Origin of the sequence: Shewanella nanhaiensis (assembly GCF_019457885.1) — a bacterium.
GTDB lineage: Bacteria > Pseudomonadota > Gammaproteobacteria > Enterobacterales > Shewanellaceae > Shewanella > Shewanella nanhaiensis.
Genome location: NZ_JAHZST010000016.1, coordinates 1 through 17,900, shown reverse-complemented (window position 1 = coordinate 17,900; position 17,900 = coordinate 1). Strand labels below are relative to the sequence as shown.

11 protein-coding genes and 1 rRNA gene are annotated in these 17,900 nt (G+C 44.2%); 8 read left to right on the top strand and 4 right to left on the bottom strand.

Annotated elements, in window-relative coordinates; all coding sequences use genetic code 11:
• Nucleotides 1–162 precede the first annotated feature (162 nt).
• Complete coding sequence (pdxY, locus tag K0625_RS18615) at nucleotides 163–1,026, bottom strand: pyridoxal kinase PdxY (protein WP_220111062.1); 864 nt, start codon at nucleotides 1,024–1,026, stop codon at nucleotides 163–165.
• Between the two features lie 233 nt (nucleotides 1,027–1,259).
• Nucleotides 1,260–3,071, bottom strand: a complete 1,812-nt coding sequence (typA, locus tag K0625_RS18610; RefSeq protein ID WP_220111061.1) for a translational GTPase TypA — start codon at nucleotides 3,069–3,071, stop codon at nucleotides 1,260–1,262.
• 367 nt (nucleotides 3,072–3,438) lie between these two features.
• Between typA and glnA the strand changes: the two genes are divergently transcribed.
• From glnA to K0625_RS18585, 5 genes are all read left to right on the top strand, one after another.
• Nucleotides 3,439–4,848 (top strand): glutamate--ammonia ligase, encoded by a 1,410-nt coding sequence (gene glnA / locus K0625_RS18605; protein WP_012327217.1) that lies wholly within the window; start codon nucleotides 3,439–3,441, stop codon nucleotides 4,846–4,848.
• Between the two features lie 167 nt (nucleotides 4,849–5,015).
• Nucleotides 5,016–5,972, top strand: a complete 957-nt coding sequence (locus K0625_RS18600; RefSeq protein ID WP_220111060.1) for an ABC transporter substrate-binding protein — start codon at nucleotides 5,016–5,018, stop codon at nucleotides 5,970–5,972.
• Between the two features lies 1 nt (nucleotide 5,973).
• Nucleotides 5,974–8,820: an ATP-binding protein gene (locus K0625_RS18595; RefSeq protein ID WP_220111059.1), complete on the top strand. Its 2,847-nt coding sequence runs from the start codon at nucleotides 5,974–5,976 to the stop codon at nucleotides 8,818–8,820.
• A 91-nt stretch (nucleotides 8,821–8,911) separates the two neighbouring features.
• The gene (locus tag K0625_RS18590) at nucleotides 8,912–10,129 is read left to right on the top strand and encodes a dicarboxylate/amino acid:cation symporter (RefSeq protein ID WP_220111058.1); all 1,218 of its coding nucleotides are present in this window, start codon (nucleotides 8,912–8,914) and stop codon (nucleotides 10,127–10,129) included.
• On the top strand, nucleotides 10,126–10,539 hold the full coding sequence (locus K0625_RS18585) for a hypothetical protein (RefSeq protein ID WP_220111057.1): 414 nt from the start codon (nucleotides 10,126–10,128) through the stop codon (nucleotides 10,537–10,539). Before K0625_RS18590 ends, K0625_RS18585 begins: the two co-directional genes overlap by 4 nt.
• A 141-nt stretch (nucleotides 10,540–10,680) precedes the next feature.
• Here the strand turns inward: K0625_RS18585 and K0625_RS24800 are convergent, their stop codons facing one another.
• Nucleotides 10,681–12,762 (bottom strand): S8 family serine peptidase, encoded by a 2,082-nt coding sequence (locus K0625_RS24800; protein WP_220111056.1) that lies wholly within the window; start codon nucleotides 12,760–12,762, stop codon nucleotides 10,681–10,683.
• 585 nt (nucleotides 12,763–13,347) lie between these two features.
• Between K0625_RS24800 and K0625_RS18575 the strand changes: the two genes are divergently transcribed.
• The 3 genes from K0625_RS18575 to glnG all read left to right on the top strand — a co-directional run bounded on the left by K0625_RS18575 (nucleotide 13,348) and on the right by glnG (nucleotide 16,528).
• A complete protein-coding gene (locus K0625_RS18575; protein ID WP_220111055.1) occupies nucleotides 13,348–13,899 on the top strand; it encodes a DUF4124 domain-containing protein in 552 nt (183 codons plus the stop codon).
• Nucleotides 13,900–14,022: 123 nt separating this feature from the next.
• The gene (gene glnL / locus K0625_RS18570) at nucleotides 14,023–15,069 is read left to right on the top strand and encodes a nitrogen regulation protein NR(II) (protein WP_220111054.1); all 1,047 of its coding nucleotides are present in this window, start codon (nucleotides 14,023–14,025) and stop codon (nucleotides 15,067–15,069) included.
• 43 nt (nucleotides 15,070–15,112) lie between these two features.
• Complete coding sequence (gene glnG / locus K0625_RS18565) at nucleotides 15,113–16,528, top strand: nitrogen regulation protein NR(I) (RefSeq protein ID WP_220111053.1); 1,416 nt, start codon at nucleotides 15,113–15,115, stop codon at nucleotides 16,526–16,528.
• Between the two features lie 1,255 nt (nucleotides 16,529–17,783).
• Here glnG and rrf read toward each other — a convergent pair.
• Nucleotides 17,784–17,899 (bottom strand): 5S ribosomal RNA (rrf, locus tag K0625_RS18560).
• Between the last annotated feature and the right edge of the window lies 1 nt (nucleotide 17,900).

The window sequence follows — 17,900 nt, the reverse complement described above, 5'->3', positions numbered from 1 at the left end:
GCCGATACGAAAGGGGGGAGATGAACGCACTATCGACGTATGGACGTATGTGGGCTAACAGTTTGAATCGTTAGCCCGCAATGCTTTAGGTTACTTACAACTTGTTACCCGACAAATACCTATCGTCAAAGGGGCTAAGTAAAACTTTACTCTAAACTAAGTTCAATTAACCTGTTGAGCACGCTCTTTAATCACTGGTGATGCAATTGCACTCTGCGCACGTATCAATTGCAACTCATAGGCACCTTGATTGAAGGTTTCCAGTAATACAGCATCCACAGAGGCATTAGTGCGCTCAAACGCTTGAACAGGGCTGTAGCCAGCTTGCAGGTTAGCTAACATTAAGCCACTGATAAGGTCGCCGACACCGACAGGTTGCTTATCAAACTCATACAGGGGACGAGAAACTAAGTAGCTGCCACTCTTGTCCACCAGCAACATCTCAAACTGCTCTTGATTGGTTGCAGCCTTAGCAAGGTGTTTCACCAGTATCATCTCAACACCTGTTTTGAGCAGGCTTTCACAAGCCTGAATGACCTCATCAAGTGTCTGCAAGCTGCTGTCAGTCAGGGTTTCTAACTCCAATAAATTAGGCGCGATAATATCGGCAGCGGCCAAGGCTTGGGTTTTAAGAAACTCCTGCACACCAGGTGCGACGATACAGCCCTTCTCTGGGTGCCCCATAACAGGATCGCAAAAATAGATCGCCTGGGGATTGACTGCCTTTAGCTGTTTCACTGCAGCAACGATTTCACCACCTTGCTCTGCACTTCCCAGATAACCACTTAAGATGGCATCACAGGTTTTCAGCTCACCAATGTTATCTAAGCCCTGCACTAATTCGGTGATCTGCCCTGACGGCATAACCATGCCTTTCCATCCTTGTGCGTATTGAGTGTGGTTAGAGAACTGCACCGTATTGATCGGCCACACTTCCATGCCGAGACGACGCATAGGAAATACTGCGCTACTGTTGCCGGCACAGCCAAATACCACATGGGATTGAATGGATAGGATCCGCTTCATGGTCACAACCTTTAAATTCTGTTAACGAGTAAAAATGGAGGTACTTGATGGCTGTCAGTTAACAACCATCCAAGATTTTCAGAGATTATACCTCTTACGCTAAATTAGTATTCCTCAACGTAATCAAGCTGTGACCTATTACACTGAGATTTGAGCCACAAAATAAAAAGGCCCTGAACATCTTCATGTTCAGGGCCTTCAAATACTTAGCTCATGGAGCTGAAGCGAAACGATTACTTGCGGTTATGACGCTTACGCTCGTTTTCAGTCAAGAAACGCTTACGAACACGGATGTTCTGTGGCGTTACTTCTACTAGCTCATCATCATCGATAAACTCAAGCGCTTGCTCAAGTGTCATTTCGATATGTGGAGTTAGTACCTGTGCTTCATCGGTACCAGATGCACGCATGTTAGTTAGCTGCTTACCTTTCAAACAGTTAACTGTTAGATCGTTTGCACGTGCATGTAGACCAACCACTTGACCTTCATATACTTCAGCAGCGTGAGTAATGAATAGACGACCACGCTCTTGTAGACCGAATAGTGCGAAGGTTAGTGCTTTACCAGTAGCGTTAGAGATCAGTACACCACGTGCACGTTGACCGATATCGCCGCCTTTCACTGGACCATAGTGGTCAAATGAGTGGTAGATAAGACCAGTACCTGAAGTCGCTGTCATGAATTCAGTTTGGAAACCGATTAGACCACGGCTAGGGATAACGAAGTCGATACGTACACGACCCTTACCATCTAGCTGCATATCTTTCATGTCACCCTTACGAGTACCAAGCTTCTCGATCACTGTACCTTGATGTTCCTCTTGAACATCAACAGTTAGTGTTTCGAATGGCTCACACATCTCGCCATCAATCTCTTTCATGATAACTTCTGGACGAGAAACGGCTAACTCGTAACCTTCACGACGCATGTTTTCAATCAGAATAGATAGGTGAAGCTCACCACGGCCTGATACGCGGAAACGATCTGGGCTGTCAGTCTCTTCAACACGTAGTGCTACGTTGTGAACAAGCTCCTGCTCTAGACGCTCAAGGATGTTACGTGAAGTCACGTACTTACCTTCTTTACCTGCGAATGGAGAGGTATTTACCTGGAAAGTCATTGTTAGTGTTGGTTCATCAACAGACAATGGAGGTAGCGCTTCAACAGTTGTCGTTGCACAAACAGTGTCAGAAATCTTTAACTGACCAAGACCAGTAATCGCAACGATGTCACCAGCATTTGCCTCAGTAACTTCGTGACGCTCTAGACCCATGTAACCTAATACTTGGCCCATTTTACCGTTACGCTTGTTACCTTCAGCATCAATGATAGTCACTTGCTGGTTAGTCTTAACGCTACCGCGCTTGATACGACCAACACCGATAACACCTACGTATGAGTTGTAGTCCAGCTGCGAAATTTGCATCTGGAAATCACCTTCTGCATCAGCATCAGGAGATGAAACTTTCTCAACGATCGTTTCAAACAGAGGAGTCATATCACCCTCTGTAGTTTCTGGATCAAGAGAAGCAAAACCGTTTAACGCTGAAGCATAAACGATTGGGAAATCTAGCTGCTCATCAGTCGCGCCTAAATTATCAAACAGATCGAATACTTGATCGATAACCCAGTCAGGGCGAGCACCTGGACGGTCAATCTTGTTGATAACAACGATAGGCTTAAGGCCTTGAGCAAATGCTTTCTTAGTTACAAAGCGAGTCTGTGGCATTGGGCCATCAACCGCGTCAACAAGAAGCAGTACTGAATCAACCATAGAAAGAACACGCTCAACTTCACCACCGAAATCGGCGTGACCAGGAGTATCCACGATGTTGATGCGGTAGTCGTTCCACTTGATGGCAGTATTCTTTGCCAGAATCGTGATCCCACGCTCCTTTTCAAGATCGTTCGAATCCATCACCCGCTCAGTGGCCTCTCCTCGAGTCTCAAGGGTTCCGGACTGCGCCAGCAACTTATCAACTAGGGTAGTTTTACCATGGTCAACGTGTGCAATAATGGCGATGTTACGTAAATTCTCTAACACAGATAAACCTCTTACCATCAAAATATAGGGGGTATTTGTAACAGCTCAATTAATAGCTGTTGCAATAAAAAACGTGCCATTCTACTCTAGCCGAGGGCTCTCGCACAGGATTATTTTTTAGTCAGCTATGAATAGTCAGTTTTATTTCATCCGCACCAGGATGGTGAGCGCACCATTATCGAGCAATCAACGCACCAATTCGGTGCAAAACATCTCCTACCTAAAATACAAGTTTCAAGAGTTACCACTATAATCAGTTAGTTATAAATATGGCACGACTCTGGCTTATTGATTGTCAGAATCGCGATAAGCGCTAATTAAATTAAAAATAAAAGGGATATCCCTTTACTCTACTCGGAGACTCAGAATGTCAGCTGAATTAGTTTTACAACAAATAGAAGAATTGGAAGTTAAGTTTGTTGATTTGCGTTTTACCGATACGATAGGTAAAGAGCAACACGTTTCAATCCCTAGCCACCAAGTGGACGCTGATTTTTTTGAAGACGGTAAGATGTTCGATGGTTCTTCAATCTCAGGTTGGAAAGGCATCAACGAATCAGACATGGTGTTAATGCCAGACCCTGAAAGCTTTGTACTCGATCCTTTCACTGCAGAGACAACAGCGAATATCCGTTGTGACATCCTTAACCCAGGCACAATGACAGGTTACAACCGTGATCCACGCTCAATTGCTAAGAAAGCTGAAGATTACCTACGTTCTACTGGTATTGCTGACACAGTATTAATTGGTCCTGAGCCAGAGTTTTTCCTATTTGATGATGTAAAGTTCAGCTCTGATATGTCTGGTTGCTTCTACAAGGTTGACGCTGAAGAAGCGGCATGGAACTCAGGCACTAGCTACGAAGACGGTAACAAGGGTCACCGTCCAGGTGTTAAAGGCGGTTACTTCCCAGTAGCTCCTGTTGACTCTTCACAAGATATCCGTAGTGCGATGTGTCTTGTACTTGAAGAGATGGGCCAAGTGGTTGAAGCGCATCACCATGAAGTGGCAACTGCTGGTCAAAATGAGATCGCAACTCGCTTTAACACGCTAACGCTTAAAGCCGATGAAGTTCAGGTGCTTAAGTATGTTATCCATAATGTTGCTCACGCTTACAACAAGACAGCGACATTTATGCCTAAGCCAATCGTTGGTGACAACGGTAGTGGTATGCACGTTCACCAATCTCTTGCAAAAGATGGCGTTAACATCTTTGCTGGTGACAAGTATGGCGGATTAAGTGAAACAGCACTTTTCTACATTGGTGGTATTATCAAGCATGCTCGTGCTATTAACGCATTTGCTAACCCATCAACTAACTCTTACAAGCGTCTTATCCCGCACTTTGAAGCACCTGTAATGCTTGCATACTCTGCTGCTAACCGCTCTGCTTCTATCCGTATCCCAGTGGTACCAAGTGCTAAGGCTCGTCGTATCGAACTTCGTTTCGGTGACCCAATGGCTAACCCATACCTAGCTTTCTCAGCAATGTTGATGGCAGGCCTTGACGGTATCCAGAACAAGATCCACCCAGGTGAAGCGATGGATAAAGATCTGTATGACCTACCAGCTGAAGAAGCTGCTGAGATCCCAACAGTTGCGACATCACTTGAAAATGCACTTGAGTGTCTAGATGCTGATCGTGAGTTCCTAACACGCGGTGATGTGTTCAGTAATGACTTTATCGATTCATATATCGCACTTAAGTCTGCTGATGTTGAACGTATCAACCAAACAACTCACCCTGTTGAGTTCGAGCTTTACTACAGCTTATAACTCCTAAGCGGTATCTTCTAAAAGCCCTAATTTATTAGGGCTTTTTGCTTTCTCATTTCCTTATCAAAAACGCTCACCTCTTTTCAATCATTTCACCCCTCTCGTTGGCGATTAAGTCTTCTGTCTACTAACCTAATAACTAGATTCAACTTACTAAGAATGCTTCCATGCTACGATTCACAGCCAGTCTGTTCATCTCTCTTCTACTTGTTGCTTGCAGTCCTCAACCAGTAACAAAAACAATCACTATCGCCATCAACCCTTGGCCAGGATACGAGCTACTTTACCTCGCCGAGAACAAAGGCTTTTTCAAACAAGTTGGGCTGGATATTAAGCTCTCTCAGACAGCAACACTCTCCGATGCCCAGCGAGCCTATATCAGTGGCCGAGTCGATGGTTTTGCCAGCACCATAGTCGAAGCAGTTCAGGCTCAGGAATTTGGTGGCGACCCCTTAAAAATTGTACTGCTTGCAGATTACTCTAATGGAGGAGATCTCATTGTAAGCCATGAAGACTTTAAAACATTAAAGCAACTCGAGGGACGAAAAGTAGGTTGTGAAGTCAGTTCTCTGGGGATCTATATATTAGCCAGAGCACTTGCGGTATACGATATGTCTCTAGATGATGTGGAGATAGTCAATATGGAGCAGGGAAATGCTCTACAAGCTTTAAATAGTAACCAAATAGATGCCATGGTCACCTATCCTCCCTACTCCTTTGAAATTTTAAACAGCACCAGCCAAAAGAACCACAAGGTATTTACCACATCTGAGATCCCAAACGAGATATTAGATACAGTGTCATTTTCACAGAAAGTGATAAAAGCAAATCCAGATCTAGTCTTTAAACTTCAGCAAGCTTGGCAGTTGGCCTATGACTACCTAGAGCAACACCCCGATGATGCAATTGAACTGATGGCTGAACGAGAGCAGATATCAGTTGATGAATTCAGCCAAGCCCTTGCCGACATCTATTTATTAAATAATGTAGATCAAGAGAAATTATTAAAAGAGAATAAAAAACTCACTAAACTTGCTCAATCAGTTTGCGATACGCTCAATAAAGTCGGTGCATTTGACAGTTCATGTGATCATGTAGAAACACTTTTCTATACTGGGATTTAAGATGGAAAACCCATCTTCTGGTACAGAAAGTCAACCCCATATAACAAGGAGCATCGCATTAAAGCTCAATCTAAGCACTCTGCTTATAGGAATATTACTCTGTGGGATTCTGGCCGTATATTTTTTTCAAGAAACACAAGAGAGAGTGAAAAAGCAAGCTAGCGTTGAGCTGACTCAAATCACAGATACATTAAAACTCGCATTAGAAACCAACTCCCATCTCTCCAATATGATCCGCATTGTGGGGGTCTTAACAACAAATAAAAACATTGATCGCCTCTCAGTGATCAAATCATCGGATATGAGAATTAATGCCGACAGTTTAGCGCAATATAATGGGAGATTAGCGCAAGAGGTCTTTCCCTCTCCTATTATGGAACTGTTGATGCACCCCGCAAGGGTTCATGACCAGCAGTCAGGTGAATTTATCGGCAATAATTTGCATCATGCGGTTCAGTTTCACCTAATCGATCCTGAAGTAAACCGTCTAAGACCCTACATCATCTACTTCAAATATGACAAAACCATACTGGAAGCAGGCATTAACCAAAACCGTAATAACTATCTACTTATTGTTATTTGTGCTTTTAGTTCACTTCTACTTATTAACCTATGGATACATAAAGTGGTGGTACTCACCCCACTGTCTCAGATAACAGCCCAACTTAAGCATCAAGCGGGGCGTAATATCAGTCCTAAACCCCTGAAAATCTCTACAAAGGATGAGTTTGGTATACTTGCTAATAGCTATAATCTCTCTGTTCATACCCAGCTAATGCAGAAAAAGGAGCTGGAAAAATCCCACCGTCACATTCAAAACATGACACGAATGCTCCCTGTACACTTGATCTATATCGACACTCAACAAAAAATTCAATTTATTAACCGTCATAGCCTGAACTGGCTAGGTTTTGAAGCCAATAAGGTGCTAGATCATACCTGCGAAGAGATCATCCCCACTAAACTTTTTAAACTCATGGCCCCCTTCATAGCTCAAACGCTCAAAGGGGAATCCTTAACCTTTGATGCTGAATTTCAACACTTAAATACAGAAGAGCTCTCTTTTCATATCACTCAAGTGCCAGATATAGACATGGATGGCAAAATCAGTGGTTTTTTTATCTGCATAGAAGAGCAAACTCAAACAAGGAACAATGAAAAGAAGATTGAAAAATATGCGCAAGACCTCGAATTTAATAACTGGGCTCTGGATGAAGCCCGTGAAGAGGCAGAGGCCACAGCAAGAGCAAAATCTGAATTTCTTGCTTGTATGAGCCATGAGATCCGAACACCGATGAATGGCATACTAGGTATGCTTAGCCTACTAAGCAGAACAGAGTTAGATCAAAATCAGCAACACCACTTAGGGATGGCACAAGGTAGCGCTAAGTCTCTACTGACACTCATCAATGATATTTTGGACTTCTCTAAAATTGAATCAGGGAAGCTTAACCTTGAGTCTATCGAATTTAATCTGCATCAAACTTTAGATGAGCTAATACAACCATTAGCCATACGAGCACAGGAAAAAAACCTTGAATTAACACTAGACATAATTCAAATAAAACCCGCAAATATTATCGGAGATCCAGGGCGGATCACCCAAGTTTTAACCAACCTAATAGGGAATGCCATAAAGTTTACCCAACAGGGCAGCATTATTGTAACTGGGAAACTGATAACTAGAGATAGCAATCATTGGCTTACTTTTTCAATCCAAGATACCGGCATAGGAATGAGGAAAGAGAAGCTAGAAAACATATTTCAAGCCTTTAGCCAAGCAGACAGTTCAACTACTCGACACTACGGTGGAACAGGCCTAGGACTCTCTATCGCAAGGCACCTTAGTCACCTGATGAACGGGGATATCTCTGTTACTAGCAAAGAGGATATAGGCAGTAATTTCGTGGTAGAGCTTGAGATCAAATTACCAGACTCCAACTCAATGAGCCAAGATAGCTCTACACTGGATCTTAATAAGTTTCCCATCTTGTTGCTCAGCAAAAAATCGTTTGCAGATAATATATTGGAAAAGATTTTCAGAGAGTTTAATGCAGATGTTGAGAGACTAATCATAACAGAAAGTGAAAAATCTACTGATTTAAGTAAGTTAACTAACTCTCAGCCCCAACTAATTGTTCTAAGCCTACCTGCTGGCGAAAAAGCTATCAAAAAAGAGATAGAGAAGCTAAATAGTGAACCATTACTGTCTGACATTACAACCTTACTCAGTTATAACTCAATAGATGCGCCGATTATTCACCACTATCTGCAGAAGCAGATCTGTGGCTCTTTCACTAAACCAATTTCACAAGTTCGACTTGTATCCCTACTCAACAGATGTACTCAAGCTCAACTTTCTCCCTCCCATGAACCTGAAACAGACGATAGTGATAATTGGCTCTTAACAAGCCACTTCACCCCGACTCTGCCTAGGCTACTTTTGGCCGAAGATAATATGGTCAACCAGCTTGTTGCCGAGGGGATCATCAAGGAGTTTGGCCTAGAAATTGAGATAGCCAACGACGGTATTCAAGCATTGGAGTTTTTGTCTAACTCTAGTCAAGATAATCCCTACCATCTGATTTTCATGGACTGTCAGATGCCTAAGCTGGACGGTTACCAAACCACAGCCAAAATTCGTGATGGTGAAGCGGGCGAGCATTACAAAAACATCCCCATCATAGCAATGACAGCAAACGCTATGGTTGGTGACAAAGAAAAGTGCCTAGCGATCGGCATGAATGACTATATATCCAAACCGCTCGAACCAGAACATATCAAGACAGCTTTACTTACTTATCTAGCCCACCTCACTCATAAAAATGAACAACGCCATTCAGGCTAAAACTGTTAAAAAAAAGCCAAATTTGACTCCTAAGATAACCCACTATAACGTGTTAACACATCGCCAAAATAAACGGTACAACGGATAAATTATGTGGCATAGCATTAGGGCTTATCAAACATCAATCATATTACTTTCAGCATTGATGCTTGGTGGAGCTTTAGGCCTAACTCTTCCCGAAGTGGCATTAAAATTAAAACCCATAGGTCAGATTTTCCTAAATTTACTCTTTATGATTATCGTGCCCTTAGTTGCTATTAGTGTTACCTCCTCCATCGCCAGAATGACAGATCTTAAGCGACTGGGCGTAATCTTAGTGGCCGTCATGCTTGTCTCTATTGCCATGTCTATCATTCCCGCTGTTGGTATGCTTGGATTAGCGATGGCATTTGATCCAGCACACGGGGTGACACTGGATCTAACTCAAGAGGTCCAAGCTGGACAGGGAAGCATGGACTTCGTCTCTTTGTTAACCACTAATGACTTTGTTGGTTTGCTCTCAAAGTCAAACATCCTTGCCTTAATCATCATGTCAGTGATCTCCGGTATCGCTATCGGTCAATCAGGCGAAGATGGCAAACGCATCTCATCTATGCTTGATAGTTTGAACACTGTCATTATGAAAATAGTATCTATCTTAATGTACGCAGCCCCCATTGGGCTTGGAGCCTACTTCGCTTCCACCATGGCCAGTCAAGACTCGGAGATAATCACAACGTTTGCACATACCATAGGCCTATTTTTTATTGCTTCTTTTATCTACCTGACATTGGGCTCAAGCTTGTATGCATGGTTAGGTGGCGGAGCAAAAGGGGTCCGTCAGTTCTGGCGTAATGCGATAGAACCTGCCGCAACAGCGTTAGGAACCAGCTCATCACTGGCCAGTTTACCAGTGAATTTAAGAGCTGCCGGTAAAATGGGCATCAAAGAGGAAGTAGCGGATATATGCTTGCCACTGCTCGTTAACCTGAATAAAGGTGGCGCTTCGATGATCACAGCGTTAAAGATTATCTTTATCTATTCATTATTAGGACTAGAGTTTACCCATGAGGTCTTCGCCATCACTGTTTTAATCTCCGTTTTATCAGCATTTGTTATTGGAGGTGTACCAGGAGGTGCATTTCTTGGAGAGATATTTATCGTCACAACCCTTGGCCTCCCACTAGAGACGATACCCATCTTAGTGATTATAGGGGCTGTTACTGACGCACCCTCAACCGTGATCAATGTGGTACATGATCTCAATGCAACACAGATTATTGAGCGATTTACACAGAAAGAGACTAAAGATCAGGAAGCTGCCGTATGAAAAGCTTACTAGCCATTGTAATAATAACGCTCCCCCTTATTGGTTGTCAGGTAAGCCAACACCAGCAAACATCAGATAAGGATAAAAGCAACGTGTATGAGCCGATACATAAGGGGGTATATGTTTGGGGTCATGAAGTTAGCTCTTATCAACCTTGCGGAGAAGATTTAACCTATTGGGTTACATCAACGCCAGCCAGTGATGAGCTAAACCAGCTTTCACTAGCCTTGAGTGAAACTCGCAATGCTCCTTACCAAGCTATCTATATCGAAGCCCAGATTCATCCAATAGATCGCAACAGCCATCCAGCGTTTTCCGATGGCTTTGCTGCAGATTACGACGCTATTATTGAGATATCCAATGTCTATATAAAACTCACAGAGATCCCTTCTAGTTGTATGCTTAAGTAGTAAATTGATCCCATCTCTACTTTTTCAAATCCATAGCATGGCTTTGCAATGAGAAAAGCCCAAGCTAGCGACGTTAGCTTGGGCTTACTTCAACGCAAAGAAGCGAAGGATCTACTTTAATATCAACTCAGTCATTTCGACTTAGTTACAACTACCGTTATTGCTCCACACAGCCCATTGGCCAGAGTTATCAGCTGGACTTTGGTTTTCTGTCCACCAGTTAGCGGTATATTTAACATTGTTATGTGCCACCTGATCGCCAGTGTTATACACAGTTGAAGCCGACCAGTTAGCTAGACCATTACAACCCTGCATACCATCAGCTACTGCAACCGTTTGTACTTGGGTATGACTCAAGCCTTGCTCATCTTCAACTGTTAGGCTCACTTGGTAATCACCGCTTGCACCAAAAGTGTGCGCAGGGTTCGTTTGGTTAGAAACGCTACCATCACCAAACTGCCAAGCATGACTAGAGACAGCGTTGTCATCTGTAGACTGACTAGTAAAACTTACGGTCAAACCAGATGCTGAAGCGCTAAAGCTGGCCACAGGAGGCTGATTCGGATTACTGCCACCACTGCACTCGCCACGATTGGCCCACACATTTGAGTAAACGTCAGGTTGTGCACCCGTTGACCACCACGTGGCTTCATATTTACTACTGCTATATGAGACGAGCTCCCCGATGGCATACGAAGTGCTCGCATTCCAAGCGTTCAAACCATCGCAACCTTTGCCGCCATCGCTGCCGATCGACACTATAGCTGATTTACTGCTGGTTTGATTAGCAGTGTCCGTTACGGTCAGTGTCACGCTGAAATCACCATTACTGCTGTAAGTGTGTACAGGACTTGCTTGAGTAGAGCTGGTTTGATCGCCTAAGTCCCAATAGTAACTGCTTATACCATTATCATCGCTAGAGGCATCACTAAAGCTCACCGTACTGCCATTCACAGCTACATTAAAGTTGGCAACTGGTGGCTGATCTCCCCCGCCACCACAACTGCTGGTCAGTAAGTAATCATAAGCGGCTCTGGCTTTTACAATGCCATAGCCGTAAGAAGTATCTCGGCCAGCACTACCACGATCTTCAGCTGTGGCGTTTAATGCACTACGAATTTCAGCGGGTGTACAGCTTGGGAAATGACTCCAAACCAAAGCTGCAACCCCAGCAACATGAGGCGTCGCCATTGAAGTACCACTAATGGACTTATAGCCACCATTATTCCAAGTTGAGTTGACATCAACACCAGGCGCGGCAATTTCTACCTGTGAGTTATACTGCGAAAATGACGCTTTTGTACCTGAGCTATCAACCGCAGCCACAGACATTACTTCATCATATGATGCCGGATATGACATAGTACTGTTGCCATCATTTCCCGCTGCAGCAATGCTTAACACACCTTGACTGGTTGCATTGGCAAACGCTTGTCGCTCTGCAGATGATGCAGCACCGCCACCTAAGCTCATACTGATCACATCTGCACCAGCCGCCACACATTGATTAATTGCTGCAACCATGTCAGAGCCATAAGCCCAACTGCCACTGTCATCAAACACCTTAACAATATGCAAGCCGACTAATCCCGACGGGTTAACGCCAACTACGCCTTGATTATTACCACCAATGGCCGCAATGGTGCCCGCAACATGGGTACCATGGCCATTACCATCACTGTACCAGTTACCCGTATTATTACTGCCATAACCATCGTCACCAGTGACACCTGTACTAGGCAAATCACTATGGCCTCGGGTATAGCCAGTATCTGTGATACACACCTTTCGATTGGCAGTTTGGCTATCCGAAACTAAATTCGCTTGCACCATACCAATGCCATAAGGTGATGATTCTGCCATCAGATAACGCTTAGGGTCGACCTCAACCAGCGCAACATTCGGATCTGCAGACAACACCTGGTATTGCTCACTATTTAGCATGACCGCCATTGCATTGATTTGTGGCAACGACAAAACCACTTCAGCACTAACACCAGCTGCGGTTTGTTGCATCAAATCAACTTTGGCTTGGGTAACCACAGCCGGCGAAGACTTGCCCTGCTGTAAGCTATTAATACTGCGATCGGTCATCTGCACAATAAAGCGCTGTGCTTGCTTCTCATCAACAGTATTTTGGGTTTGAGCATTAACGGCAGCGGCAACTAAGCTCAGGGTAAAAGCTGCAGCTAAAGGGAGTTTTTGTTTATTTATTGTTTTCATTGTGTACCTTCACATTGTGTGAAGCTCGCTGTGAAAACGCGACAACTAAACACGTCAACAGGAGCCGTGTATTTACATGTCAAACAAGTAAGGAGAATAACTAATTATTCACTTTACCCGGATTTAATTAAGCGCAACTTTGTTAGGCAGTCAAACTAATTATCAGTAACTTACTGTTACCACCAGCCAAATAATTGGCATAAAAAAAGTGCGTAAATATATAGATACAGTTAGAACAAATATTCTACAAAAATGAACTTACCACAAGGGATCAAGTACTTAGTTAGCACACTTGAGCATCTTTAACCTGATGGTTTATAACTGTGTAAATTTTAATCGACAAAAGCGCTATAACATAAAGGAATGAGTTATAAATCAAGAGTATAACTCAATTGTTAGTCTGTCATATAAAACTGCTAGTCCTTGGTTTTATTTAACATGCATTAATTTCAGTTTTAAGCCTCACACATATCGATAAGCCAGATTGTCTGTTTTAGTAAATAAACTAGTTAGCTTTTACCATGATTTTTGATCTAAAAACGGCTAATCTATAAAGGTTTACAAACATGCTACAAAGGACTTTTTATGCGCTTACTCTTAACTTTTTTTCTGCTAGCTTTTACGCTTGCATCCTCTGCAGCAGTGTATAAATGGGTCGATAAAGATGGCAAAACTCACTTTTCAGATAAGCCAATTGAAAACTCAGAAGTGGTTGAGTTTAAAAGTAATACCCAAAATCAAATAACGCCTCCCCCAATGCAAACTGTTTCCAAAAGCGCAGAAAACAGTGAAGAGTTAGCTCCGTCGACACAGTACTCCGTCAGAATTCAATCTCCGAAAGAGGAGGAAACAATAAGAGAGAACAGTGGTGATGTCACAATAATGGCAAGTATCTCACCTGATTTAAAACCCGATCACCTTCTAGTCATCCTCATGGATGACAAAGTTATGGGTTCCGCTCAAACAACACCTATCTTCAGCCTTAAGAACATTCCTCGTGGTGAACACACCTTCGTTATCAAAGCCGTAGCTCAAAACGGCAAACAACTTGCATCGTCACCACCAAGAAAGATCTATCTTCACAGAGCAATAGTGAATAACAGCAAAAAACCGACACCATTTGGTAAAGGGAGTTAATTAACTCTCTAAAATACATAAGGTTAATCTGTCAGTTCACCTAAATTGCTTCCATAAAAGATAGTTGCAGCTTGCACTAGTTTGGTGCACCATAATGGTGCAATTAGGCCAATAGGAATACTGATGGATACAAAACACCTGCTCAATAATCTGGTCACAGCTGTGATTGTGATCGATGCAGATCTAAAGCTCTGCTACGCAAATGCGGCTGCAGAACAGCTATTGGGTGTCGGGATTCATCGCTTAACAGAACATTTCCTTGCCGATAATTTTCGACTTATTGGTGTCAGTAATGAGCTACTAACAGAGTCGATTAAGGAAAATCAGGGTCTAACGGTTAATACAGCTTCATTAATTACATTTGATAATCAGCACCATACAGTTGATATTACCCTCTCACCTTTAGAGCAGGAGCAAGGACTTGCGCTACTAGAACTGCGTCAGGTCGACCAACAACTACGTATTCACCAGCAACTAACCCTTGATGCTCAGCAACAGGCTGCACAATATCTAGTGCGAAACCTAGCCCATGAAATTAAAAACCCATTGGGCGGTCTTCGTGGTGCGGCACAGCTTCTATCCCGAGAGCTACACGACCCTCAACTCAATGAATTTACCGATCTCATCATTGAGCAAGCCGATAGGTTACGAAACTTAGTTGACCGTTTACTTGGACCACAAAAACCAACTAAACATAGTCTGCATAATATCCATGAAGTTATTCAGAAAGTGCTAAAACTTGTTTCTATGGCACTCCCAGAGAATATAGATTTAGAGCAAGATTATGATCCATCTATACCAGATATTCAGATGGATCCGGAGCAACTGCAGCAGGCAATACTCAACATAGTACAAAATGCCGTGCAAGCCTTGGAATGCGACGGTGGGAATATACTCATTAAAACACGTACGCAGCATCAGGTCACAATAGGAACCGAGAGGCACAAGTTAGTGCTAGCGCTATCGATTATAGATAATGGCCCAGGGGTAAAACCTGAGCTATTAGACACCCTCTTCTACCCTATGGTCACTGGACGAGATAATGGCTCAGGGCTAGGTTTATCGATCTCGCACAACTTTGCCAGATTGCATGGCGGTAGAATCGACTGCCAATCAACCTCTGCTGGGACAGAGTTCACCATTTTACTACCAATTGAAAACAATAATTAATCCACAGCAAACTAAAGAACTGTGTAATAGACCTAAAGGATTGATGAGTATGAATGAACAGGTATGGGTACTCGATGATGATAGCTCTATTCGCTGGGTTGTTGAGCGGGCATTAAAAGGGGCAGAGATCAGCAGCACTAGCTTTGCTGCCGCCGAGTCACTTTGGGATGCACTAGAGCATGGTCAGCCTAAAGTCATTATTTCAGATATTAGAATGCCAGGCACAGATGGGTTAACACTGCTTGAGCGAATTCAAGTTCACTACCCTCATATACCGGTCATCATAATGACTGCGCACTCAGATCTCGATAGTGCGGTCAATGCTTATCAAGCAGGCGCATTTGAATATCTGCCCAAACCATTCGATATTGACGAAGCAGTTGCACTTGTGGAGAGGGCTTTAACCCACTCAAATGAGCAGATTGTAAAGCAAAACGATGAGCTAACGGTAAAAGCGCCAGAGATCATAGGTGAAGCGCCTGCGATGCAGGAAGTGTTCAGGGCCATTGGCCGCCTTTCACGCTCCTCCATCAGCGTACTAATTAACGGGCAATCAGGAACAGGTAAGGAGCTTGTTGCTGGAGCCCTACACAAACACAGCCCACGTAAAGAGAAGCCTTTTATTGCGATTAACATGGCAGCGATTCCCAAAGATCTTATTGAATCAGAGCTATTCGGCCATGAAAAAGGCGCATTTACGGGGGCAGCAGGAGTAAGACAAGGACGATTCGAACAAGCTAATGGAGGTACACTTTTCCTCGATGAGATTGGTGATATGCCGCTCGATGTGCAAACCCGTTTACTGCGTGTATTAGCTGACGGACAGTTTTATCGCGTTGGCGGTCACTCGCCAGTTCAAGTGGACGTAAGAATCATAGCTGCAACTCACCAAGACTTGGAGCTTCTGGTCCAAAAGGGAGAGTTCAGAGAAGATCTCTATCATAGGTTAAACGTCATACGCGTCCACTTACCAGCGCTCTCACAGCGCAGGGAAGATATTCCACAGCTAGCGCGTCACTTCCTAAGCTCCGCTGCTAAAGAGATTGCCGTAGAGCCTAAATCCCTCACCAAGGAGACGGCAGAGAAACTCTCTCAACTCCCTTGGCCAGGAAATGTAAGACAGCTAGAAAACACCTGTCGGTGGCTAATGGTAATGGCCTCAGGACAGGAGATTTTGCCTCAAGATCTCCCCCCAGAGCTTTTACAGGAGCAGAGCCAGACCAACTCATTATCCACAGGAGAGCCTGCAGACTGGCAAGAGTCATTGAAGCTTTGGATCGATGAGCGACTCACAGCTGGAGAGAATGACCTTCTCACCGAAGTACAACCCGCTTTTGAACGTATTCTGCTACAAACTGCATTAGCCCACACCAACGGTCATAAGCAGGAAGCCGCCAAGCGTCTCGGCTGGGGACGAAATACCTTAACGAGAAAGCTCAAAGAACTATCAATGGAATGATCTAAATTAAGATCACTCACCAGAAAGCCTACTTAGATAAGTAGGCTTTCTATTATCTAGTCAATACCGCTCTAAATAAGACAGATGTAGTGAATGCCAGTAACGCAAAGATGCTCAGCCTGACCAAGCTGAACGGCGGGCGACAATCATGTATCGATATTGAACGACTATATGGATATAGGAGGTAGAGCGAAGCACGACTGAATGGATTCAGGAGGTAGGGTAACGCAGGAGCGGTTACCGAGGATGCTAGAGCCGAGGAGCATTTATCAACCGACGTCGGGAGTAGGCATTTTATAGTCTGTAACAAAGGCGCCTTTCAATGTCCAGCTTCGAGCATGCCGCCATGGATGGCGGTAATTAGAATAACGCAGGAGCAGTTATCGAAGCCCTCCGCGTTAAACTACAGCATCAAGCTACGCTTGATAAGCGCAGCAGCCTAACCCTACTATTTATTATGCCCTCTCCCTCTGGGTACACATAGAAATGTGGCATGCTTCGCATGCGTTAACTATTTCCCCCATGTTCGAGTGGTCACTCTTTCGTTATTAGGCGCCTGGAAATGACCTACTCTCGGAGTTCGCGCAGCGAACACATGGGGGCGGAGAAGTAGTGCTTTGAATGCGTAGCATTTAGAGCGGTGCAGCCGCTTAACTGGAGGCAAGGCACACGGATGTTCCGAATGTCAGAAACGCATGGATGCAGTTCCTGACCAAGCTCAGCGGCGTGGCGACCGCCATGGATGGTGGAAGTGTTGATTTGGCAGGAGCATCATATCTACCTGCATGCGAGGTAGGTGTTGCAAGTACGTGCTTGAGTGGATAAGCCAATAAAAAGTGATTTCTTAGCCATACCAAAGGCGCCTTCCAATGGCCCAGCTGCGAGCCAGCTCTCCACGTTCAATAGGCACGAAGCTGCGCTTCGCCAACAACGCCTATTTCACCCTACTCCACATGGAAATGTGGCATGCTTCCAGGCTAAAAACGAAAAAAGCCCGTTGCTAATGCAACGGGCCTTATCGTTTATTAGGCGCCTGGAAATGACCTACTCTCGGAGTTCGCGCAGCGAACACATGGGGGCGGAGAAGTAGTGCTTTGAATGCGTAGCATTTAGCTACTTTGTAGCGAGAAGCGACGTAGTCGTTGAACTGGAGGCCCCGCTCAGCGGCGGGGCGACATCGAGAATAGCTCCTTCGCGGAGCGTAGAAAGCAAAAAACCCTAGCGTTTTATGCTAGGGCTTTTTGCTTTATTAGGCGCCTGGAAATGACCTACTCTCACATGGGGAGACCCCACACTACCATCGGCGCGATTGCGTTTCACTTCTGAGTTCGAGATGGGATCAGGTGGGACCACAATGCTATTGTTTCCAGAC

What these genes read in the sequence shown, in the direction of transcription:
- glnA (WP_012327217.1), top strand. Translation starts at nt 3,439, where the DNA reads ATGTCAGCTGAATTAGTTTTACAACAAATAGAAGAATTGGAAGTTAAG.
- K0625_RS18585 (WP_220111057.1), top strand. Translation starts at nt 10,126, where the DNA reads ATGAAAAGCTTACTAGCCATTGTAATAATAACGCTCCCCCTTATTGGT.
- pdxY (WP_220111062.1), bottom strand. Translation starts at nt 1,026, where the DNA reads ATGAAGCGGATCCTATCCATTCAATCCCATGTGGTATTTGGCTGTGCC.
- K0625_RS18600 (WP_220111060.1), top strand. Translation starts at nt 5,016, where the DNA reads ATGCTACGATTCACAGCCAGTCTGTTCATCTCTCTTCTACTTGTTGCT.
- K0625_RS18590 (WP_220111058.1), top strand. Translation starts at nt 8,912, where the DNA reads ATGTGGCATAGCATTAGGGCTTATCAAACATCAATCATATTACTTTCA.
- K0625_RS24800 (WP_220111056.1), bottom strand. Translation starts at nt 12,762, where the DNA reads ATGAAAACAATAAATAAACAAAAACTCCCTTTAGCTGCAGCTTTTACC.
- glnG (WP_220111053.1), top strand. Translation starts at nt 15,113, where the DNA reads ATGAGTATGAATGAACAGGTATGGGTACTCGATGATGATAGCTCTATT.
- K0625_RS18595 (WP_220111059.1), top strand. Translation starts at nt 5,974, where the DNA reads ATGGAAAACCCATCTTCTGGTACAGAAAGTCAACCCCATATAACAAGG.
- K0625_RS18575 (WP_220111055.1), top strand. Translation starts at nt 13,348, where the DNA reads ATGCGCTTACTCTTAACTTTTTTTCTGCTAGCTTTTACGCTTGCATCC.
- glnL (WP_220111054.1), top strand. Translation starts at nt 14,023, where the DNA reads ATGGATACAAAACACCTGCTCAATAATCTGGTCACAGCTGTGATTGTG.